18 protein-coding genes are annotated in these 20,913 nt (G+C 73.5%); 14 read left to right on the top strand and 4 right to left on the bottom strand.

Features of this window, described 5'->3' with window-relative positions; translation table 11 throughout:
* Nucleotides 1–10: 10 nt before the first annotated feature.
* Nucleotides 11–1,372, bottom strand: a complete 1,362-nt coding sequence (locus tag AQJ64_RS14805) for a hypothetical protein (RefSeq protein WP_055639029.1) — start codon at nucleotides 1,370–1,372, stop codon at nucleotides 11–13.
* Nucleotides 1,373–1,529: 157 nt separating this feature from the next.
* Between AQJ64_RS14805 and AQJ64_RS14800 the strand changes: the two genes are divergently transcribed.
* The 7 genes from AQJ64_RS14800 to sucD all read left to right on the top strand — a co-directional run bounded on the left by AQJ64_RS14800 (nucleotide 1,530) and on the right by sucD (nucleotide 10,712).
* Nucleotides 1,530–2,660 (top strand): ATP-binding protein, encoded by a 1,131-nt coding sequence (locus AQJ64_RS14800; protein WP_055639028.1) that lies wholly within the window; start codon nucleotides 1,530–1,532, stop codon nucleotides 2,658–2,660.
* Nucleotides 2,661–2,869: 209 nt separating this feature from the next.
* Complete coding sequence (locus AQJ64_RS14795; protein WP_079061660.1) at nucleotides 2,870–5,416, top strand: DUF5682 family protein; 2,547 nt, start codon at nucleotides 2,870–2,872, stop codon at nucleotides 5,414–5,416.
* On the top strand, nucleotides 5,413–6,585 hold the full coding sequence (locus AQJ64_RS14790) for a VWA domain-containing protein (RefSeq protein WP_055636547.1): 1,173 nt from the start codon (nucleotides 5,413–5,415) through the stop codon (nucleotides 6,583–6,585). The genes AQJ64_RS14795 and AQJ64_RS14790 overlap by 4 nt, the downstream gene beginning before the upstream one ends.
* 125 nt (nucleotides 6,586–6,710) lie before the next feature.
* On the top strand, nucleotides 6,711–7,577 hold the full coding sequence (locus tag AQJ64_RS14785) for a hypothetical protein (protein WP_055636546.1): 867 nt from the start codon (nucleotides 6,711–6,713) through the stop codon (nucleotides 7,575–7,577).
* A 143-nt stretch (nucleotides 7,578–7,720) separates the two neighbouring features.
* Complete coding sequence (locus AQJ64_RS49035) at nucleotides 7,721–8,161, top strand: hypothetical protein (RefSeq protein ID WP_055636545.1); 441 nt, start codon at nucleotides 7,721–7,723, stop codon at nucleotides 8,159–8,161.
* A 465-nt stretch (nucleotides 8,162–8,626) separates the two neighbouring features.
* Nucleotides 8,627–9,805, top strand: a complete 1,179-nt coding sequence (sucC, locus tag AQJ64_RS14775; RefSeq protein WP_055636544.1) for an ADP-forming succinate--CoA ligase subunit beta — start codon at nucleotides 8,627–8,629, stop codon at nucleotides 9,803–9,805.
* Between the two features lie 22 nt (nucleotides 9,806–9,827).
* Nucleotides 9,828–10,712 carry a succinate--CoA ligase subunit alpha gene (gene sucD, locus AQJ64_RS14770; RefSeq protein WP_055636543.1) on the top strand — a complete coding sequence of 295 codons (885 nt, stop codon included), beginning with the start codon at nucleotides 9,828–9,830 and terminating at the stop codon, nucleotides 10,710–10,712.
* Nucleotides 10,713–10,886: 174 nt separating this feature from the next.
* Here the strand turns inward: sucD and AQJ64_RS14765 are convergent, their stop codons facing one another.
* Entirely contained in the window at nucleotides 10,887–11,765 is an 879-nt protein-coding gene (locus AQJ64_RS14765; protein ID WP_397801301.1) for a SigE family RNA polymerase sigma factor, read from the bottom strand.
* Nucleotides 11,766–11,822: 57 nt separating this feature from the next.
* Here AQJ64_RS14765 and AQJ64_RS14760 point away from each other — a divergent pair, with 57 nt between their 5' ends.
* Nucleotides 11,823–13,367: a cell division protein PerM gene (locus AQJ64_RS14760; protein WP_059202686.1), complete on the top strand. Its 1,545-nt coding sequence runs from the start codon at nucleotides 11,823–11,825 to the stop codon at nucleotides 13,365–13,367.
* A 108-nt stretch (nucleotides 13,368–13,475) separates the two neighbouring features.
* Here AQJ64_RS14760 and AQJ64_RS14755 read toward each other — a convergent pair whose 3' ends face one another.
* Nucleotides 13,476–14,279, bottom strand: a complete 804-nt coding sequence (locus AQJ64_RS14755; protein ID WP_059202685.1) for a hypothetical protein — start codon at nucleotides 14,277–14,279, stop codon at nucleotides 13,476–13,478.
* 300 nt (nucleotides 14,280–14,579) lie between these two features.
* Here AQJ64_RS14755 and purN point away from each other — a divergent pair, with 300 nt between their 5' ends.
* Complete coding sequence (gene purN / locus AQJ64_RS14750) at nucleotides 14,580–15,212, top strand: phosphoribosylglycinamide formyltransferase (RefSeq protein WP_055634915.1); 633 nt, start codon at nucleotides 14,580–14,582, stop codon at nucleotides 15,210–15,212.
* Nucleotides 15,209–16,786: a bifunctional phosphoribosylaminoimidazolecarboxamide formyltransferase/IMP cyclohydrolase gene (gene purH, locus AQJ64_RS14745; protein WP_055634914.1), complete on the top strand. Its 1,578-nt coding sequence runs from the start codon at nucleotides 15,209–15,211 to the stop codon at nucleotides 16,784–16,786. The genes purN and purH overlap by 4 nt, the downstream gene beginning before the upstream one ends.
* A 70-nt stretch (nucleotides 16,787–16,856) precedes the next feature.
* Here purH and AQJ64_RS14740 read toward each other — a convergent pair whose 3' ends face one another.
* The gene (locus AQJ64_RS14740) at nucleotides 16,857–17,501 is read right to left on the bottom strand and encodes a YML083C domain-containing protein (protein ID WP_055634913.1); all 645 of its coding nucleotides are present in this window, start codon (nucleotides 17,499–17,501) and stop codon (nucleotides 16,857–16,859) included.
* Nucleotides 17,502–17,725: 224 nt separating this feature from the next.
* On the opposite strand from AQJ64_RS14740, the gene AQJ64_RS14735 reads away from it, so the two are divergent.
* From AQJ64_RS14735 to AQJ64_RS14720, 4 genes are all read left to right on the top strand, one after another.
* Nucleotides 17,726–18,580, top strand: a complete 855-nt coding sequence (locus tag AQJ64_RS14735) for a bifunctional methylenetetrahydrofolate dehydrogenase/methenyltetrahydrofolate cyclohydrolase (protein ID WP_055634912.1) — start codon at nucleotides 17,726–17,728, stop codon at nucleotides 18,578–18,580.
* Nucleotides 18,570–19,043 (top strand): DUF3017 domain-containing protein, encoded by a 474-nt coding sequence (locus AQJ64_RS14730; protein WP_055634911.1) that lies wholly within the window; start codon nucleotides 18,570–18,572, stop codon nucleotides 19,041–19,043. The genes AQJ64_RS14735 and AQJ64_RS14730 overlap by 11 nt, the downstream gene beginning before the upstream one ends.
* A 251-nt stretch (nucleotides 19,044–19,294) precedes the next feature.
* On the top strand, nucleotides 19,295–19,744 hold the full coding sequence (locus tag AQJ64_RS14725) for a helix-turn-helix domain-containing protein (protein WP_055634910.1): 450 nt from the start codon (nucleotides 19,295–19,297) through the stop codon (nucleotides 19,742–19,744).
* 117 nt (nucleotides 19,745–19,861) lie between these two features.
* On the top strand, nucleotides 19,862–20,731 hold the full coding sequence (locus AQJ64_RS14720; protein WP_055634909.1) for a helix-turn-helix domain-containing protein: 870 nt from the start codon (nucleotides 19,862–19,864) through the stop codon (nucleotides 20,729–20,731).
* Nucleotides 20,732–20,913: the final 182 nt, after the last annotated feature.

Here is a 20,913-nt window from a genome sequence, read left to right as displayed (position 1 = left end):
TCTGTCCCGGTCACAGCCGGACCGCCTCTCCGGGGCCGGTCGGCCAGGCGGTCAGGGGGGTGAAACCCCGGTGGCCGCACTCGCCGAACACCTTCAGGGGGGCGCCGCCCGAGAGGGCGACCAGCCGCCACAGACCGGGGCGGGCGGCGGCCGCGGGGGTGAGCGGCAGGGCCGTGTCGGCGTCGGCGTCGGCCAGTTGCCAGGAGGCGCCGTCGGGAGTCGGTATGACGTCGTCCAGGGTCACCGGGACGGACTCCTGCCAGGGGTCGTCGCGCAGCGACGCGCCGTAGAGCGCGGCCGCCTCGGTCGTCGTCAGGCCCGGTGGGCGGGCCGTGGTCGGTGCGGGTGGCGCGAACTGTTCGCCCAGCGCCGCCCGTCGCCGTCCGGTGCCCGGGTAGGCGGACAGCTCCGCGTCCAGGGCCAGACCGACCGGCAGGGCGAGGTCGGGGGCGCGGCCGGCGGGGCCGTAGGACAGGAGGAGGGCGGTGCGGCCCGAGGCGGTGCCGTGCAGCCAGATCCGGCGGGTCGTCAGTTTCGGGTCCGGCGTGTCGTGCTGCGCGAGGACCACCCAGTGGTCGCGCAGCGGCGGTCCGGCCGGCCGGGTGGTCAGGCCGACACGGGAGCGGACCGTGGCGGCCAGGGCGTCCGGAAGCCGCTCGCGGTGCAGCCAGCCCTGGTCGAGGAGGTGGAGCAGGGCGCACTCCGCCAGCAGCCGGACCGGCCAGTCGGGGCCGGACCCCGGGATCGACCCCAACTCCCTGACCCGCGCCGCCAGTCCGGGGGCCTGGGCGTCGACCATGCGGGCCGCCGTCTCCTCCCACAGTCCGTAGCCCGCCTGCTCGGCCGTGGCGAGGCCGGAGCGCAGGAGATCGGCCAGCCGCTGCTCCAGCTCCGTCGCCCCAGCGGTGATCCGCTCGGCACGCCGCTCGGCCCTCCGGCGCGCCGCCTCCGGATCGGCCGGTCCGGAGCCGGGACCCGCCGCGCCCACCTCCCCTTCCTCCCCCGTAAGCCCGTGCCGCCGCGCGATCCACTTCTCGGCCCAGTCCGGCGCAGGCCCCACCGGGACGGCCGCCTCCCCGGCCGACCGGAGCAGCAGCAGACCGAGCGCGTGCGCGCACGGGGACTTGCGGCTCGGGCAGCCGCACTCGTACGGGGGCCCGGGGGCGCCGGGCGGGGCCGAGGTGTCGACGACCGTGCGGTACCGCACGCCGCCGCTGCCGCCGCACACCCCCCACACCGTCCCCTCCCGCGACCTGCCCGTCCCGGACCAGGCCCCGGCCACGCCGAGTTTGCTCCCCGCTTTGCGTGACGCGGAGTCAGGCGCCAGTGCCAGCACCCGGTCCGCGGTCCAGCGCACCTCCTGCTGAGTCATGCCACCGACGGTAGGCCCTCCCACTGACAACCGGCCCGGCGAGCGCCCGCCGCACCCCCGCTCCACGGCGTTTCCGCAGGTCGGAACGCATTGTCAGTGGTGTGGTGCACGGTGGACACCAGACCCGAACCGGCCGAGCTGGAGGGGGACCTCAGCCATGTCCGTGTCCGTAGACCCGACGTTCGTGAAACCCGGTCAGACCCAGCCCGCGGAGGCGTTGCGGCCGCATGCCGAACACGCCTTCGCCGATGAACTCGCCGTGCTCGCCGCCCAGGACGACCGGCCGCGCCCGGCCCGGTGGAAGCTGTCGCCGTGGGCCGTCGCCACCTATCTCCTTGGCGGCACCCTGCCCGACGGCACGGCGATCACACCGAAGTACGTGGGCCCGCGCCGCATCGTCGAGGTGGCCGTCAGCACCCTGGCCACCGACCGCGCCCTGCTCCTGCTCGGCGTGCCCGGAACCGCCAAGACCTGGGTGTCCGAGCACCTGGCCGCCGCGGTCAGCGGTGACTCGACCCTGCTGGTGCAGGGCACGGCGGGCACTCCGGAGGAGGCCATCCGCTACGGCTGGAACTACGCGCAGCTGCTGGCGCACGGCCCGAGCCGGGACGCCCTCGTCCCCAGCCCCGTCATGCGCGCCATGGGGGAGGGGGCGACGGTCCGCGTCGAGGAATTGACTCGCGTCCCCGCCGACGTTCAGGACACACTCATCACCATCCTGTCGGAGAAGACGCTGCCGATACCTGAACTGGGGCAGGAGGTTCAGGCGGTTCGCGGCTTCAACCTGATCGCCACTGCCAACGATCGGGACCGCGGGGTCAATGAACTGTCCAGCGCTCTGCGCCGCCGCTTCAACACGGTGGTGCTGCCGCTGCCGGCGAGTGTCGACGCCGAAGTCGACATCGTGGCACGGCGTGTCGACCAGATCGGCCGCTCCCTCGAGCTGCCGGCCGTGCCGCACGGGGTCGACGAGATCCGTCGTGTGGTGACCGTCTTCCGTGAACTGCGCGACGGGATCACCGCCGACGGCCGAACCAAGCTGAAGTCTCCCAGCGGCACGTTGTCCACGGCCGAAGCCATCTCCGTCGTCACCAGCGGTCTCGCCCTGGCCGCGCACTTCGGCGACGGTGTGCTGCGGCCCGGTGACCTCGCCACGGGAATCCTCGGCGCGGTCGTCCGCGACCCGGCCGCCGACCGGGTCGTCTGGCAGGAGTACCTGGAGACGGTGCTCCGCGAACGCGACGGCTGGAGCGACTTCTACCGCGCCTGCAGGGAGGTGAGTGCGTGAACCGGAACGACGAGGACTCGAGATGGCCGCGGCTGCGACCGGCACCGAAGGGGGGTGTGCACATGAACCGCATGAACGACGACAAGGACTCGCGCTGGCCGCGCGCGTGACGACGGACGGAACGACTCGGACGGGGCGACACGGACGGGGCGACACGGATCTGACGACACGGACCTGACGACATGTACGGGATGACAGGGGGGTGAGCGATGACGGGGATCCAGGAGAGCGGGCGGTCGGCCGAGGACGCGCGGTGGCCGCTGCTGCTCGGGGTGCGGCATCACGGACCCGGATCGGCGCGGGCGGTGCGGGCGGCGCTGGAGGCCGCCCGGCCCCGGACCGTGCTGATCGAAGGCCCGCCCGAGGCCGACCCGTTGATCCCCCTCGCCGCCGGGCGGGACATGCGGCCGCCGGTCGCGCTGCTCGCCCACGCCGTCGATGAGCCGGGACGCTCCGCGTTCTGGCCGATGGCCGAGTTCTCCCCCGAGTGGGTGGCGCTGCGCTGGGCGCTGGAGCAGGGCGTTCCGGCCCGCTTCATCGACCTCCCCGCCACCCACACCCTGGCCTGGGAAGGCCGGGCGGAGGCCGGGGACGGACCGGCCGCGGAGGAAGGGAGCGACGCGCCGGGCGGCACACTGCGCGTCGATCCGCTCGGCGCGCTCGCCGAGGCCGCCGGGTACGACGACGCCGAACGCTGGTGGGAGGACGTCGTCGAGCACCGGGGCGCGGGCGGGCGGGACCCGCTCGCGCCCTTCGCCGCCGTCGAGGAGGCGATGACGGCGGTGCGGGAGACGCACGAGGGCGCGGAAGGGGACCGCGACCTCGTACGGGAGGCGCATATGCGGCTCCAGGTGCGGGCGGCACAAAGGGAGTTCGGGGGCGACGCGGTGGCCGTGGTGTGCGGGGCCTGGCATGTGCCGGCCCTGCGCCGCAAGGCCGCCGTCGCCGACGACCGCGCCCTGCTGAAGGGGCTCGCCAAGGTCAGGGCCGAGCTGACCTGGGTGCCGTGGACCCACCGCAGGCTGGCCCGGGACGGGGGATACGGGGCGGGCATCGACTCGCCCGGCTGGTACGCGCATCTGTTCGGTGCGCCGGACCGGCCGGTCGAGCGGTGGCTGACCAAGGTGGCCGGGCTGCTGCGTGCGGAGGACCGGCTCGTGTCCCCGGCGCATGTCATCGAGGCGGTCCGGCTCGCCGGGACGCTCGCCGCGCTGCGCGGCCGGCCGCTGCCCGGCCTGAGCGAGACCACCGACGCGGTACGGGCCGTGCTGGGCGACGGGTCGGACGTACCGCTGGCGCTGGTGCGGGACCGGCTCGTGGTCGGGGACGTGCTAGGGGAGGTGCCGTCCGGCGCGCCGGCGGTACCCCTGCAACGCGACCTCGACCGGGCCCAGCGCCGGCTGCGGCTGAAACCGGAGGCGGCGGAGCGGGAGGTGGAGCTCGATCTGCGCAAGGACACCGACGCCGGACGCAGCGGACTGCTGCACCGGCTGCGGCTGCTGGGCGTGGAATGGGGCGAGCCGGTGGCCTCGCGGGGCAGCACGGGGACCTTCCGGGAGACCTGGCGGCTGCGCTGGGAACCGGAACTGTCCGTGCGGGTCGCCGAGGCCGGCGTGTGGGGGACGACCGTACGCGCCGCGGCGACCGCCAGGGCCGAGGCCGACGCCGTCTGCGCGCGGGACCTCGCCGGGATCACCGCGCTCGCGGAACGCTGTCTGGCGGCCGCTCTCCCCGACGCGTTGTCCGTCGTGATGCGGGTCCTCGCCGACCGGGCGGCGCTCGACACGGATGTCGGCCGGCTCGCCCGGGCGCTGCCCGCCCTGGTCCGCTCCCTGCGCTACGGCGACGTACGCGGTACCGACACCGGCGCGCTGGCGGAGGTCGCCACGGGCCTCGCCGAACGGATCTTCGTCGGCCTGCCCCCGGCCTGCACCGGTCTGGACGCGGACGCGGCGGACGAGATGCGGGGTCATGTGGACGCGGTGCACGGGGCGGTGGGGCTGCTGGCCGAGACGGCGGCACCGCGGGGGAGCACCGACCCGCCCCCCTCGGCGACGGACGGCCCGCTCGCGCGCCACGGTGATCTGCGGGCGCGCTGGCGGGCGGTGCTGCGGACGCTGTCCGGGCGGGACCGGGTCGCGGGCGTCGTACGGGGGCGTGCGGTGCGGCTGTTGCTCGACGACGGGGAGGTGGGCCAGGAGGAGGCGGCCCGGCTCATGGGGCTCGCGCTGTCGCCGGGGACACCCCCCGGGGACGCGGCCGCGTGGATCGAGGGCTTCGTCGGCGGCGGTTCGGGGGGAGGGCTGCTGCTCGTGCACGACGAGCGGCTGCTCGCCCTGGTCGACGGCTGGCTCACGGGGGTGTCGGCGGAGGCGTTCACGGATGTGCTGCCGCTGCTGCGGCGGACGTTCTCGGCGTATGAGCCAGGGGTGCGCCGAACGCTCGGCGAACTGGTCCGGCGGGGACCGGGGGAGCGGGCGGACGCGGTGGGGCCGGGGGCGGGGGCGCCCGGGTTCGCGGCCGGGCTCGACCAGGAGCGGGCCGACGCGGTGCTGCCGGTGGTGCGGCTGCTGCTGGGGCTGGGCGGCACCTCGGACGACACCCCCGATGACCCTTCCGCCGGTACCTCCGACGACAACTCCGCCGGCACCTCCGACGACAACTCCGCCGGTACCTCCGCCGGTACCTCCGACGACAACTCCGCCGGTACCTCCGACGGCAACTCCGATGACAGCTTGGCGGGGGTGGGCAGATGACGGTCGAGGCGAGCGACCCGGCGCAGGAGTGGCCGGAGCGGCTGCGGCGGTGGCGGCTGGTGCTCGGCGGGGACGCGGCCGACGGGACCGGGCAGGAGCTGTCCGGGCGGGACGCCGCGATGGACGGGGCGCTCAGCGCGCTCTACGGGAAGGGGGAGCGGCCAGCGACGGGACGGGACCGTTCGGCGGGGCTCGGGGCGTCGGCGCCGTCCGTGGCGCGCTGGCTCGGGGACATCCGGACGTACTTCCCCACCTCCGTCGTCCAGGTGATGCAGCGCGACGCCATCGACCGGCTCGGGCTGTCGGCGCTGTTGCTGGAGCCGGAGATGCTCGAGGCGGTCGAGGCCGACGTCCATCTCGTCGGCACGCTGCTCTCGCTGAGCCAGGCGATGCCGGAGACGGTGAAGGAGACGGCGCGGGCCGTCGTGCGCAAGGTCGTCGAGGACCTGGAGAAGCGGCTCACCACCCGGACCCGGGCCACCCTCACCGGCGCCCTCGACCGCAGTGCCCGCGTCCACCGGCCACGCCACCACGACATCGACTGGAACCGCACCATCGCCGCCAACCTCAAGCACTACCTTCCCGAGCACGGGACGGTCGTGCCGGAGCGGCTGGTCGGTCACGGGCGGGCGGCACGGGCCGTGAAGAAGGAGGTCGTCCTCTGTGTCGACCAGTCGGGGTCGATGGCGGCCTCGGTGGTCCACGCCTCGGTGTTCGGGGCGGTGCTCGCCTCTCTGCGGTCCCTCGACACCCGGCTCGTCGTCTTCGACACGGCGGTCGTCGACCTCACCGACCGGCTGGCCGATCCGGTCGACGTCCTCTTCGGCACCCGCCTCGGCGGTGGTACGGACATCAACCGGGCGCTCGCGTACTGCCAGTCGCGGATCACCCGGCCCGCCGAGACGGTCGTCGTGCTGATCAGCGACCTGTACGAGGGCGGCATACGCGACGAGATGCTGAAGCGGGTCGCGGCGATGAAGGCGTCGGGCGTGCAGTTCGTGGCGCTGCTCGCGCTGTCGGACGAGGGGGCTCCGGCCTACGACCGGGAGCACGCGGCCGCGCTCGCGGCGCTGGGCGCGCCGGCGTTCGCCTGCACCCCCGACCTGTTCCCGGAGGTGATGGCGGCGGCGATCGAGAAGCGTCCGCTTCCCGTGCCGGACACCGTGTGACTTCCGCGTCCGCAAAAGCGACATGGATGACATGACTGTCCATCGGTAACAGCGGAGTTGTGTCACCACGGCACTTGCGTGCAAGGATCGGAGCACATTCCCCTCGCACGGGAGGACCCCCCTTCTTGACCTCACCCACCGTTCTGCCCGGTGTCGTTCAGCGCGTGCTGCGCGAGGCGGCCGGGCGGCGTGCGCTGCGTCTGGCGCTGTTGGTGGGCGGGTTGATCGCGCTGGGCTTCCTCTGCGGAGGGCAGGCGCAGGCGGCGGAGGGGACGCCGACGGCCGTGACGGAGGTGACGGCCGCGCTTTCGGGGCCGGTCCGGACCTCTGCTCCGGTACCGGCCACGGACCCGGTACCAGTGCCGGTTGCGGTTCCGGTGATGCACGTCGAGCGGGTCCTGCGGCCGGTTCGTGAGGTCGTGACGGCGGTGACCGAGCAGGTGGCGCAGGCCTCCGCGGAGCTGCCCCTCCCGACGGATCTGCCGGCGCTTCCCGATCTGCCGCTTCCCGAACTGCCGGATCTGACGGAGCTGCCGGACGTCTCCGAGCCGCCCTCGCTCCCGGTGCAGAACCTTCCGGTGCCGGTCACCCAGGCGCCCGCGCCGGACTCCCCGGTGGCCTCGTCGCCCGACGGGCACCGGTCCCGGCACGTTGCCCCGCAGCACGAGGCGGCCGACGCGGCCACGGTGTCGTACGGACCCGTACTCCGCGCCGTTCTCGGCGATGCGGCCGGGCCGCGAGCGGCCTCGCACCACGACCCGGCGCCCGCCCGCGCCGGGCAGGTTCCCGCGCACCGGGCTCCGGGCGGTGAGCCCAGCGGTCTGCTGGGCGGTTCGTCCGCTCTCGACGGCGGGGTGTCGCGGCACGGCGACGCGCAGGCCGTGACGGTGTCCCACCGGATGCCGGTGCTGCTGGTGTCCGGCGGTGTCGTGCGGTCGGAGGCGGCCGAGACCCGGGACGTACACCGGGACATTCCGGTCTTCCCCGGCTAGGACCGGGCAGCCCTTCCCTCGTCGCAGACCTGCCGCGCGGGGGTGGAACAGGTCTGCCCACCGCCCGGAGTTCCCCTGCTCCGGCGCGGAACATCCTTCAGCCTTCCGAAGTCTCGGAACCCCCCAAAGGATCTGACGTACGCATGGAACACAACATTCGCCGTTTTCCCTCCGCCGACGACATGACCTCGACGGTCACGGACACCGCCACCGTCACCCACATCAGGTCCAAGGCCGCGGCCAGGGCGAAGAACGGTGCCGTCCAGGTCATCCTGGGCGCCCGGGCGGCCCGAGCGGACCAGGCGCTGCGGGCGGCCGGCCGGGAGCCCGTGGGCAGGACCGGGGCCGCCGCCCCGGCCCACGCCCCGGCCCACGCCGCGCCCCTCACCGGCCCTGACGCCGGCACCCGCGCGGTCACCGAAGCGCAGAGGCCCGTCCTCCCGGCCGCACCCCACACCGACGACCGAACCGCCGTTGCCGCCGTTGCCGCCGTTCCCGGAACGGTCACCCCGCTCGTCGGTGCCGTCGAGCGGTGCGCGCACGGGTTGACCGGGCAGGCGGGCGATCCGGCTCACGGCGTCTGAGCGGAGCGCGCCTTCCCGGTGCTCCCCGTGCTCTTCGCTCCTTGTGCTCCTCGCTTCCCGTGTTCTTCGTGAGGTGACGGGCCCGGATGGCCGAAAGCCGTCGGACTGTCCGGCCGGAGCCTCGCGGAGGGGGCTGAGGGGTCCCCATCGGGGTGGGGATCGCTCGCCCGCGGCCCTTTGAGGGGCTGGTCAAGGGGCCTCACCGGGTCGACCCCAACCCGGTGAGGTCCCGCACGCGCGACACTGCGTGCCAGTGAGCGCGACATCATGTGACAGGTATCACCGCTCAGGTGTGACCCTCGATTTAGGGGCCTCCTGGAAGCAGCGATAACCTGCGAGACGGACATGCCGCGCGCTCGGACACCGTGTGCGCCTCCCCTGTGACACATGCGGACGTCACGTTGCCCATCGCGGCACGCCCACGCATCCAACGAACCGCGAGATCACTGATAGGGACGGAAGCGCGTGGACCTGTTCGAGTACCAGGCGAGGGACCTCTTCGCCAAGCACGATGTACCGGTGCTGGCCGGTGAAGTCATCGACACGCCTGAGGCGGCCCGCGCAGCCACCGAGCGTCTCGGTGGCAAGTCCGTCGTCAAGGCCCAGGTGAAGGTCGGCGGCCGTGGCAAGGCCGGCGGCGTCAAGCTCGCCGCCTCCGCCGACGAGGCGGTCGAGCACGCGACCAACATCCTCGGCATGGACATCAAGGGCCACACGGTCCACAAGGTGATGATCGCCGAGACGGCTCCGGAGATCGTGGAGGAGTACTACGTCTCCTTCCTCCTCGACCGTGCCAACCGCACCTTCCTCTCCATCGCGTCCGTCGAGGGCGGCATGGAGATCGAGGAGGTGGCGGCCACCCGTCCGGACGCCGTCGCCAAGACGCCGATCGACGCCAACGAGGGCGTCACCCCGGAGAAGGCCCGCGAGATCGTCGCGGCCGCCAAGTTCCCGGCCGAGGTCGCCGACAAGGTCGCCGACGTCCTGGTCACGCTGTGGAAGACCTTCGTCGCCGAGGACGCGCTCCTCGTCGAGGTCAACCCGCTGGCCAAGGTCGCCTCCGGTGACGTCATCGCCCTGGACGGCAAGGTCTCCCTGGACGAGAACGCCGAGTTCCGTCAGCCCGAGCACGAGGCGCTCCAGGACAAGGACTCCGCGAACCCGCTGGAGGCCGCAGCCAAGGAGAAGAACCTCAACTACGTCAAGCTCGACGGCGAGGTCGGCATCATCGGCAACGGCGCGGGTCTCGTCATGAGCACCCTCGACGTGGTCGCGTACGCCGGTGAGAACCACGGTGGCGTCAAGCCCGCCAACTTCCTCGACATCGGCGGTGGCGCCTCCGCGGCCGTCATGGCGAACGGCCTGGAGATCATCCTCGGCGACCCGGACGTCAAGTCCGTCTTCGTCAACGTCTTCGGCGGCATCACCGCGTGCGACGAGGTCGCCAACGGCATCGTCCAGGCGCTGAAGCTCCTGGAGGACCGCGGCGAGGACGTCACCAAGCCGCTCGTCGTGCGTCTGGACGGCAACAACGCCGAGCTGGGTCGTCAGATCCTCTCCGACGCCAACCACCCGCTGGTCCAGCGTGTGGACACCATGGACGGCGCGGCCGACAAGGCCGCCGAGCTCGCGGCTGCGAAGTAAGGGAAGAGGGACTCAGACAGCCATGGCTATCTTCCTCAACAAGGACTCCAAGGTCATCGTCCAGGGCATGACCGGTGCCACGGGCATGAAGCACACCAAGCTCATGCTGGCCGACGGCACGAACATCGTCGGTGGCGTGAACCCGCGTAAGGCCGGCACGTCCGTCGACATCGACGGCAACGACATCCCGGTCTTCGGCACGGTCGCCGAGGCGATCGAGAAGACGGGCGCCAACGTGTCCGTCCTCTTCGTGCCGCCGGCCTTCGCCAAGGCCGCCGTCGTCGAGGCCATCGACGCCGAGATCCCGCTCGCGGTCGTCATCACCGAGGGCATCGCGGTGCACGACTCCGCCGCCTTCTACGCGTACGCGGTCTCCCAGGGCAACAAGACCCGCATCATCGGCCCGAACTGCCCCGGTCTCATCACCCCGGGCCAGTCGAACGCCGGCATCATCCCGGGCGACATCACCAAGCCGGGCCGTATCGGCCTGGTCTCGAAGTCCGGCACGCTGACGTACCAGATGATGTACGAGCTCCGTGACATCGGCTTCTCGTCGGCGGTGGGCATCGGTGGCGACCCCGTCATCGGCACGACCCACATCGACGCGCTCGCCGCGTTCGAGGCCGACCCCGACACCGACCTGATCGTGATGATCGGTGAGATCGGCGGCGACGCCGAGGAGCGGGCCGCGGCCTTCATCAAGGACAACGTGAAGAAGCCGGTCGTCGGCTACGTCGCGGGCTTCACCGCGCCCGAGGGCAAGACCATGGGCCACGCCGGCGCCATCGTCTCCGGGTCCTCCGGTACGGCCGCCGCGAAGAAGGAGGCCCTCGAGGCCGCCGGCGTCAAGGTGGGCAAGACGCCCACCGAGACGGCGAAGCTGGCGCGCGAGATCCTCGCCGGCTGAACAGGCGCACTGCGGCACAGGCGCACTGCGGCACAGGCGCACTGCGGCACAGCCGCCCAGCCGCCAGCCGCATGGCTGCCTGAGTGCTTGTGGGCCCGTTCCCCCGGGGTTGGGGGACGGGTCCACGGCGTTTCCCGGGCCGTCAGCGCCTCGGCGCCTCAGCGATTCAGCGCCTCAGCGGGGTTGGGGGGCGAGGCGCTGGGGGCCGTTCGCCGGGTTCGAACGGAGCTTCTTCCGCAGCGCCGTCTGCTTCTTCGACAGGGTGCCCGGAGCCGCCTCCGGTGGGACTCCCTGGACCGTCCTGCCCGAGGGGACCGGGGGGTCGTACCGCGTGGGGGCCGTGCGCACGGTCAGGGCCGTCGCGCCGATGATCGTCACCGTGAAGGCGATCGCCGCCCGGGTCCAGAAGCGGGCGCGGGCCTCGCCGCCCGCCCGGACGGTCGCGGGGCGGGCCGGGCGCAGACGTTCCACCGAGGCCAGCTCGGCGAGGCGCTCGTGCAGCGCGGCCGGATCGGCCAGCTGGGGCAGCGACGCGGCGAGGGTCTCCCGCGCGTGCAGCAGGCGGTGCGCGGTCGCCGGTGTGCTCGCCTCCGTCTCCGCCGCCGTCTCCGGCAGATCGAGGCCTACACCGTCGTAGAGGAGGAGCGTACGGCGCTGCGACGGCGGGAGCGCGAGGAGTACGGCGAGCAGGGCGCGGTCGGCGGCGTCGGCGGGCGGGGGTTCGGGGTGCCGGAAGCGGGGGCGGAAGCGGTGCCAGGGGGAGAGCGCGTACTCGTGCGCGGCGGCCCGGACCCAGCTCGCCGGGTCACGGTCGACGGCCACCTCGGGCCAGCGCTGCCAGGCGAGTTGGAAGGCCCGTTCGACGGATTCACGGGCGAGCTCGCGGCGGCCGCAGAGGAGATAGGTCTGGCGTACGAGGGCGGGGGCGCAGAACGCGTACAGCGCGTCGAAGGCCTGAGCGGGCGTCAGCTGCGTCGGCTTCTTCACGCGTACGCCTCCGGCTCGGGGCGGCGCCGGGAGCTGCTTCGCATGAAAAAGAACATAAACGTATATTGAGTGACACGGCGATGGTTCGCCTGTTACGCCGGGAAAGCGCGTGTCGTTGGGACCATGGCGGGCGTGACGCCGTCTTCGCTCTCCTCCCGTATGCGTGATCGCTCGCCGGGGTTCGTGGCCTCCGTGCTCGGCGGGGTGCTGGCCGCCGGGCTGGGGCTCGCGGTGTTCGCCGTGCTGGTGATGGTGCTGTGGATCAGTTCGCCGTACCCGGACAGCGGGCCGGGCGGGGCGCTGCATGTCGCCGCCGCGCTGTGGCTGTTGGCGCACGGGGCGGAGCTGGCGCGCACCGACACGCTGTCCGGGGTGCCGGCGCCGGTCGGGGTGACGCCGTTGCTGCTGCTGGTGCTGCCGGTGTGGTTGCTGTACCGGGCCGCTCGGGACGCGGTCGAGGGCGAGGGCGGGGGTGCGGGGGGAGACGGGGGCGGGAGCGAGGGTGAGGAGGGTGGTGAGCCGGTCGGTGCGCGTACCGCCTGGGCGGGGGTCGTGGCCGGGTATCTGGGGGTGGCGGTCGGGGTGGCCTGGTATGCGGCCGGGGGTGCGCTGCGGCCCTCCTGGGGGTGGACCGTGGTGGGTGTGCCGGCGGTGGCCGTGGTCGCGGCGGGGGTGGGGGTGTGGTCGGCGTGCGGGCGGCCTCTGGAGCCGTTCGGGCGGATGGTGCCCCGGCGGGAGGGGGCACAGTGGGGTGCGGTGGCCGCGCGGGCGGCCGGGGCCGGGGCCGTGGCCTTGGTGGGCGGCGGGGCGTTGCTGGTGGCGGTGTCGTCGGTGTGGCACGCGGGCGCCGCGCGGGGGGCGTTTCTGCAGCTGACGGAGGGGTGGTCGGGGCGGTTCGCGGTGTTGCTGCTGTGTCTGGCGCTGGTGCCGAACGCGGCGGTGTGGGGGACGGCGTATGCGGTGGGGCCCGGTTATGTGCTGGGCGTGGGGCATGTGGTGACACCGCTGGGGTCCGATCCGGCGCCCTTGCTGCCGCCGTTTCCGCTGCTGGCGGCGGTGCCGGAGGCGGGGACCGGGACGGTGTGGAACTGGGCGGCCGGGGTGGTGCCGGTGGTGGCCGGGGTGGTGGTGGGGGTGTTCGTGGGGAGCGCGGGGGCCGGGTCCAGCGGTGGGGTGGCTCAGGCGCCGGTGGAGGCGTGGTCGCGGTGGCGGACCGTGGGGGGTGTGGCCCTGGCGGGGGTGGGGTGCGGGGTGGTGCTGGGCGTGCTCGGGGGGCTGGCCGGTGGGCCGTTGGGGGTGGGGGCGATGGCTCGGTTCGGGCCGGTGGGGTGGCAGGTGGGGGGAGCGGTGGTGGTGTGGGTGGTGGGGGTGGGGGTGCCGGTGGGGTTGTGGGCGCGGAGGTGGCGGGGGCGGGGGGTCAGGGAGTTCTCCTGGACGGGGGCGGGGGTTGTGGTCGGGCGCGAGGGGGAGGCCGAGGTGGAGGAAGGGGTGAGGGCGGAGTCGGGGGCGGAGTGCGGGGCTGAGCCCTACGACTTCGACGCGGTGGAGCGCGGGGCGGAGGGAGACCAGGGAGCGCCGTCGGGAGAACCGCGGTGGCATGGAAAGGAAGCCCGGGAGGCACGGTGGGCTGCGCTGCGGGACGCGGCGGGCGGGGAGGAGTCCGGCTGAGGCCGCCCTGCCCTGTGCCCCCGCCGGGCTGGACCGACCGCGCCGCTCGGCTGGAACGACCGGGCCGCCGGGCTGGACCGACCGGGCCGGCGCCGAGAGGTGCCGCCCCTACGTGTTCGCGCCCAGGATGCTCTTCAGTTCCTTCGGGAGGAGGTTGCTGCAGGACTGTCTGGCCTCGTTGGTGAGGGCGTCCTTGGTGCAGGTGTAGTAGTCGCGGTAGACGAGTTGCGCGGTGAAGGTCACGGCGACCAGGGCGAGGGCGAGGGAGGCGGTGACCAGGCCGCTGATGGCGGCTGTCGTCTGGGGGCGGCCCGTGGGGGCGGCCGGGGTGTCGGGGTCGGGGGTGCGGGGCTTGGTGCGCAGGGCGCTGATGCCCCAGTTCAGGGCGAGGGCGCCGAGCAGCAGGGCCACGTACGGCCAGCCGAAGAGGGCGAAGAAGAAGGCCCACATACCGGACAGCAGCGCGTAACGGGCGCGGCGCTGGGCGGGGTCGGTGGGGTCCCAGCGGGGGTTGGGCGGGGGGTTCGGGCCCTCCGGGCCGCCGCCGCCCGGGCGCTCGCCGAAGCCGCCGCCGTTGGAGCGGCCGGGCTGCTGGTCGCTCCAGTGGCCGCCCCAGGGGGAGCGGCCGCCGTCGGGGGAGTCGCCCCCGCCGGGCGGCGGGCCCCAGGGGGCGGGGCTCTCGCCGCCGCCGTTCGCCGGGCGGCGGGGCTGCCAGGGGCGGTCGGGGGTGCCCTCGGGGGGAGGAGCGAAGGGGTTGTCCTCGTCTCCGTGAGGCGCGCCTTCCCGGGGGCTGTCTCCCTGGGGCTGGTCGGACTCGGGAGGCGATGACGGGCGCTCGCGCAGCAGGGCGCCGCGCTCTCCCGGCACGGGCTGCGGGGGGAGCGGGTGGAGTCGCAGGCTGCGGTCCGGCATCAAGTGTGCGTCTTCCCCTAGGTGATACGGCGGTCCAGCTTCGGTTTCGGTGAGCTCTCGGAGTGGGAACGCACCGCACGGGCACCGCGTTCCCGATCCCGCTCCTCGCAGACGCTACCTTCCGGCCACGCCCCCGTCCCGTGGGGGCCGCCTCGTGTGCCGGTATCGTTGCTGACGGTCGGCTGCTTCGTAGGCTTCCCCGTATCCGGGGGCGCGATGCATTCGTACGAACGTACAAGTCGCAAGTCGCATGTCGTCGCCGGCCGTGCGCAGCTGCTTCCCCGAGAAAGGGCTCTCCCCGTGGCCGCCAAGCCGTCCGTGGCCAAGCGCCTCGTCGTGCTGGTCTCCGGATCCGGTACGAATCTGCAGGCACTCCTCGACGAGATCGCCGCCACCGGCGCCGAGGCCTACGGGGCCGAGATCGTCGCCGTGGGAGCCGACCGGGACGGGATCGAGGGGCTCGCCCGCGCCGAGCGCGCCGGCATCCCCACCTTCGTGACGAAGGTCAGGGACCACGGCAGCCGGGAGGAGTGGGACGCCGCCCTCACCGGGGCCGTCGCCGCCCACGAGCCCGACCTCGTCGTCTCCGCCGGCTTCATGAAGATCGTGGGGAAGGAGTTCCTGGCCCGGTACGGGGGGCGGTTCGTCAACACGCACCCCGCGCTGCTGCCCAGCTTCCCCGGCGCGCACGGTGTGCGTGACGCGCTGGCGTACGGGGCCCGGGTCACGGGCTGCACCGTCCACTTCGTCGACGACGGTGTCGACACCGGACCGATCATCGCCCAGGGCGTGGTCGAGGTCCGGGACGAGGACGACGAGAGCGCTCTGCACGAGCGCATCAAGGACGTCGAGCGAAGGCTGCTCGTCGAGGTCGTGGGGCGGCTCGCCCGCAACGGCTATCGCATTGAGGGACGAAAGGTAGTTATCCAGTGACCGCCCAGACCACCGAGAGCAGCTCCCAGCGGGCGATCCGGCGCGCGCTCGTCAGCGTGTACGACAAGACCGGACTCGAGGAGCTGGCCCGTGGGCTGCACGAGGCCGGTGTCGAGCTGGTCTCGACCGGGTCCACCGCCTCCCGGATCGCCGCCGCCGGCGTCCCCGTCACCAAGGTCGAGGAGCTGACCGGCTTCCCCGAGTGCCTGGACGGCCGCGTCAAGACGCTGCACCCCAGGGTCCACGCGGGCATCCTCGCCGACCTGCGCCTCGACAGCCACCGTGAGCAGCTCACCGAGCTGGGTGTCGAGCCGTTCGACCTGGTCGTCGTCAACCTCTACCCGTTCCGCGAGACCGTCGCCTCCGGCGCCTCCGACGACGAGTGCGTGGAGCAGATCGACATCGGCGGCCCCTCGATGGTCCGTGCCGCGGCCAAGAACCACCCGTCGGTCGCCGTCGTCACCAGCCCCGCCCGCTACGGCGACGTCCTCGCCGCGGTGCAGGGCGGCGGCTTCGACCTCGCCGCCCGCAAGCGGCTCGCCGCCGAGGCCTTCCAGCACACCGCCGCCTACGACGTGGCGGTCGCCTCCTGGTTCGCCTCCTCCTACGCCCCCGTCGACGAGTCGCAGTTCCCCGACTTCCTCGGCGCCACCTGGGAGCGGGAGAACACCCTCCGCTACGGCGAGAACCCGCACCAGCCCGCCGCGCTCTACGTCGACGGCAGCGGCGCCGGCCTCGCCCGGGCCGAGCAGCTGCACGGCAAGGAGATGTCGTACAACAACTACACGGACACCGACGCCGCGCGCCGGGCCGCGTACGACCACGACGAGCCGTGCGTCGCGATCATCAAGCACGCCAACCCCTGCGGCATCGCGATCGGCGCGGATGTCGCCGAGGCGCACCGCAAGGCGCACGCCTGTGACCCGCTGTCGGCCTTCGGCGGGGTCATCGCCGTCAACCGGCCCGTCAGCAAGGAGATGGCCGAGCAGGTCGCCGAGATCTTCACCGAGGTCATCGTCGCGCCCGACTACGAGGAGGGGGCCCTGGAGGCCCTCGCCAGGAAGAAGAACATCCGGGTGCTGAAGGCGCCGGGCGCCCCGGCCGCCCCGGTCGAGGTCAAGCCCGTCGACGGCGGCGTCCTGCTCCAGGTCACCGACCGCCTCCAGGCCGACGGCGACGACCCGGCCCACTGGACCCTGGCGACCGGCGAGGCCCTCGGCGCCGAGGAGCTGGCCGAGCTGGCCTTCGCCTGGCGGGCCTGCCGGGCCGTGAAGTCCAACGCCATCCTGCTCGCCAAGGACGGTGCCTCCGTCGGCGTCGGCATGGGCCAGGTCAACCGGGTCGACTCCTGCAAGCTCGCCGTCGAGCGGGCCGGCGAGGAGCGGGCGCGCGGGGCGTACGTCGCCTCGGACGCGTTCTTCCCGTTCCCGGACAACATCGACGTCCTGGGCGCCGCCGGGGTCAAGGCCATCGTGCAGCCCGGCGGTTCGGTCCGTGACGAGCTGGTGGTCGAGGCCGCGCAGAAGGCGGGCATCACCATGTACTTCACCGGGACGCGGCACTTCTTCCACTGACCGGCGGGTACGCGGAGGCGGGCGGTCCGGCGTGGTGCCGGGCCGCCCGCCCCGCGTCCGGCGGGTCGACTCAGTACCGCGGACGGTTGAACCAGTCGCCGCCCTTGATCATGCCCACCAGGATCGTGATGCCGAAGGCGAGCGAGATGATGCCGCCGAGGGCGCCCGCGGCGGCCGTCTCCGAGACGCCCTGCCCGATGTTGACGAGGCTGCCCAGGATCATCAGCGACGCGTAGATCATCGTGCCGATGCGGATGCCGCCGCGGCCGTTGCGCATCTTCACGCCCAGGAAGACCGACAGGCTGCCGAGCGCCAGCATCAGCAGCGCGACCGCGGCGACCACCCCGGCCACCATGCCCGTGTCGGCGTCCGAACTGCCCGCCACCGCGACGAGGATGCCGAAGATCACGGCGGCCAGGAACTGGAAGCCGGCCAGGATGAACAGCAGCACCCGGGCGGTCATGACGATCCCCGGCATCTGCATCGGCATCTGCATGGGGTAGCCGTAGCCCTGCGGCACCGGCGGCGCCTGCGGGTAGCCCTGGCCGGGCTGGGGAGCGGTCGGGTAGCCCTGGCCGGGCTGGGGAGCGGTCGGGTAGCCGTAACCGGGCTGGGGAGCGGTGGGGTAGGACGGGTAGCCTGGCTGCTGCGGCGGCTGGCCGGGCTGCGGCTGCTGGGGCGGGCCGTAGGGGTTGTTCGGGTCGCCGAAACTCATGGCGCTTCTTCCTCCGTCGGTCGTCGAGTGCAGGGGACGGCGGGCGGCGCACTGCGGAGGAAGATCAGAGATGCGGTGCGTCCCCCCGGTACTGCCCGCGGCACTGTGACCTCAATCGTTCTGCAATGGCCGGTTTCTTGTCCAGTTCCCCGTCCGGCTCCCTGCCCCGTGGCGTTCCGGGGCCGGATTGGAACCGGGAGCCCGTCATCCGCGAGGATGGGGTCATGACCGCCCAGATTCTCGATGGCAAGGCCACCGCGGCCGAGATCAAGTCAGAGCTGGCCGCCCGTGTGGCGGCGCTGAAGGAGAAGGGCGTGACGCCCGGCCTCGGCACGATCCTCGTCGGGGACGACCCCGGCAGCCAGAAGTACGTCGCCGGCAAGCACCGCGACTGCGCAGAGGTCGGTATCGCCTCCATCCAGCGCGAACTGCCCGCCACGGCCACGCAGGAGGAGATCGAGGCGGTCGTCCGCGAACTCAACGACGACCCCGCCTGCACCGGTTACATCGTCCAGCTGCCGCTGCCCAGGGGCATCGACGAGAACCGCATCCTGGAGCTGATGGACCCGGCCAAGGACGCCGACGGCCTGCACCCCATGAACCTCGGCCGGCTCGTCCTGAACGAGCCCGCCCCGCTGCCCTGCACCCCGAACGGCGTGCTCACCCTGCTGCGCCGCTACGGCGTCGAGATCAAGGGCGCCGAGGTCGTGGTCGTCGGCCGCGGTGTCACCATCGGCCGCCCGATGCCGCTGCTGCTCACCCGCCGCAGCGAGAACGCGACCGTGACCCAGTGCCACACCGGCACCCGCGACCTCTCCGCGCACCTCAAGCGCGCGGACATCGTCGTCGCCGCCGCCGGCAGCGCCCATCTGATCCGCGCCGAGGACATCAAGCCGGGCGCGGCCGTCCTCGACGTCGGTGTCTCGCGCGATGCCGAGGGCAAGATCAAGGGCGACGTCCACCCCGACGTCCGCGAGGTCGCCGCCTGGATCTCGCCCAACCCCGGCGGCGTCGGCCCGATGACCCGTGCCCAGCTGCTCGTCAACGTGGTCGAGGCGGCGGAGCGCAGTGCCGGCTGAGGACACCCCCGGCGAGGCCGAGGACATCGAGGTGCGGGACCCCGTCAGCGCGCCGGACGCGGACGGCGTGGCGCGTCGGCACACCCGGCGCTTCCCGCTGTTCACCAAGGACACCGCGCGCCCCGAGGGCGCGGGGCGGGCCGCGGCCGGCGATGCGCTGGCCGCACGGCAGTGGCCGATCATCGCCGTACTGGCCCTGGTCGCCGTCGGGCTGCTGGTGACCGCGCTCGACCAGTTCCGGGCGGGCACGATCGTGATCGGCGTCGGGCTGCTGACCGGGGCGGTGCTGCGGTGGCTGCTGCCGGGGGTGGGGATGCTGGCGGTGCGGTCGCGGTTCACCGACATCGCCACGTACGGGGTGCTGGGGGCGGTGATCGTGCTGCTGGCGTTGATGGCTCAGCCGGATCCCTGGCTCCAGATCCCCTTCTTGAAGGACACACTGCACTTCACCGTCAGCAGCTGACGGGTAGCGGCCGACCGGTGGCAGCCCCGGTCGTCCCGGAGGCTCACGCGGCCCGTCCTCTCCCCCGAGAAGGACGGGCCGTCGTTCGGTTCCACGCTGCCCCAGCGTGAAGTGGCTGTTCAACAGGGTGCCGTGGGCTGTGGCACGGAGGTGACCGTTCCGTGGCTCGGCCGCGCCCGGCCGTCGGGGGCGGGAACCGGGCGGGTGTCCGGTGTCGTCCCGTCCATGGGATCGACGAGGAGGTGGGCGGGATGGGTGCCTGGCAGCCGCTGCCGGACGGGCTGCCGCCGGAGGTACGGCACTTCGTGGAGCTGTTGCGGCAGCTCAAGGACGGCACCGGCCTGAGCCTCGCCTCGCTCGGTGCCCGCACCGCGTACAGCAAGTCCTCCTGGCAGCGCTATCTCAACGCCGTCCAGCCACCGCCCCGGCAGGCCGTCGCCGCGCTGTGCCAGGTCGCCGGGCTGACCGGCGCGGACGCCGAACGGCACGTCGTGCGCTGGGAACTGGCCGTGGAGGCCTGGCCGCGCCCGGCCCCGGCGAACCCCGGCGAGGCGTACGAGGACGACCCCACCGTCCCCTGGTGGGAACGGCTGGACGAACCCGAGCCGGCCCGCCCCGCCGGACGGCTCCTCCTCCTCGCGGTCCTGCTGCTGCTCGCCCTGCTGCTGACCGTGGTCGGCGGAGCCATGGCCTTCGGCTGAGGACCGTTCCGTGCGGCCCTCGTGCCGATACGTCGGCCGTTCGGGTTTGTGTCCCGAATCGTCTGGACATCGGGGCTAACGTGGCCGAAGCGGGACCGGGCGGAGGGAGGGGGCTCCATGGCTCGTTGGCGGGACCTGCCGGACGAACTCGATCCACAGGTGAGGGAGTTCGCCGAGCTGCTGCGCCGGGTGGTGGACCGTGCCGGGCTGAGCCTCGGGGCGGTCGCGGACCGGACCGGGTACAGCAGGACCTCCTGGGAGAAGTACCTCGACGGCCGGCTGCTCGCCCCCAAGGGAGCGGTCGTCGCCCTGGCCGAGGTCACCGGCACCTCGTCGGCCGACCTCATGACGGTCCGGGAGCCGGCCGAACAGGCCTGGAGCCGTTCGCAGCTGCGGCAGGAACGCACCGTGGACGACTCGCGGATCGTCCGGGCCCGGGCCGTGCCGGGGGAGTTCGGGCCGGCCCGCTCCGCCGGGGGAGCGCGGCGGGGGGCCCGTGGGCGGCGGCCGGCGCTGTACCTCGCCGCGGTGGTGGGCGTGCTGGTCCTCGCCGTGGGCGCGTTCCTGCTGACCGACGCCGTGGTCCCGGGGCGGACGGCGGGCGCCTCCGGCTCGCCCTCGCCGTCGGCCCCGACGAGCACGGCCCTGCCTCCGGGGGTCCGGTGCGCGGGCGCCGGCTGCACCGGCGAGGACGCCGAGCGGATGGGGTGCAGCGGTGACCTGGTGACCACGGCGAGCAGCGCGGTGGTCGGGCCGGCCGTGGTCGAGGTCCGCTACAGCGAGACGTGCGGGGCGGCCTGGGGCCGGATCATCCGGGCGGTGCCGGGGGACGTGGTCCGGGTGATCGTCGGCTCGCACCAGGAGACCGGGACCATCACCGGCACCGGTGAGACGATCGCGTACACCCCGATGATCGCCGTACGCGGCCCCGACCGGGCGAAGGCCTGCGCGGTGCTGGCCTCGGGTGCGCAGGGGTGCACGCCGTAGGGAGACTCCGCCGGGAAAAAGTTCCCGCACAGGAATACCCGCCTCCACCCTGGGCACGCGAACGGTACCCCCACGGGAGTCCGGCGCGACCCGGTACCCCCACCGGCGGCCGCCCGGTTCCACCTCTCCCGGACCGGCGGCCGCCTTTTCCCGTGCCGCGGGCGGGTCTGTGGGCCGGGCCA

It is taken from the genome of Streptomyces griseoruber (genome assembly GCF_001514205.1).
Classification (GTDB): Bacteria; Actinomycetota; Actinomycetes; order Streptomycetales; family Streptomycetaceae; genus Streptomyces; species Streptomyces griseoruber.
This window is presented reverse-complemented; position numbering and strand designations above follow the sequence as displayed.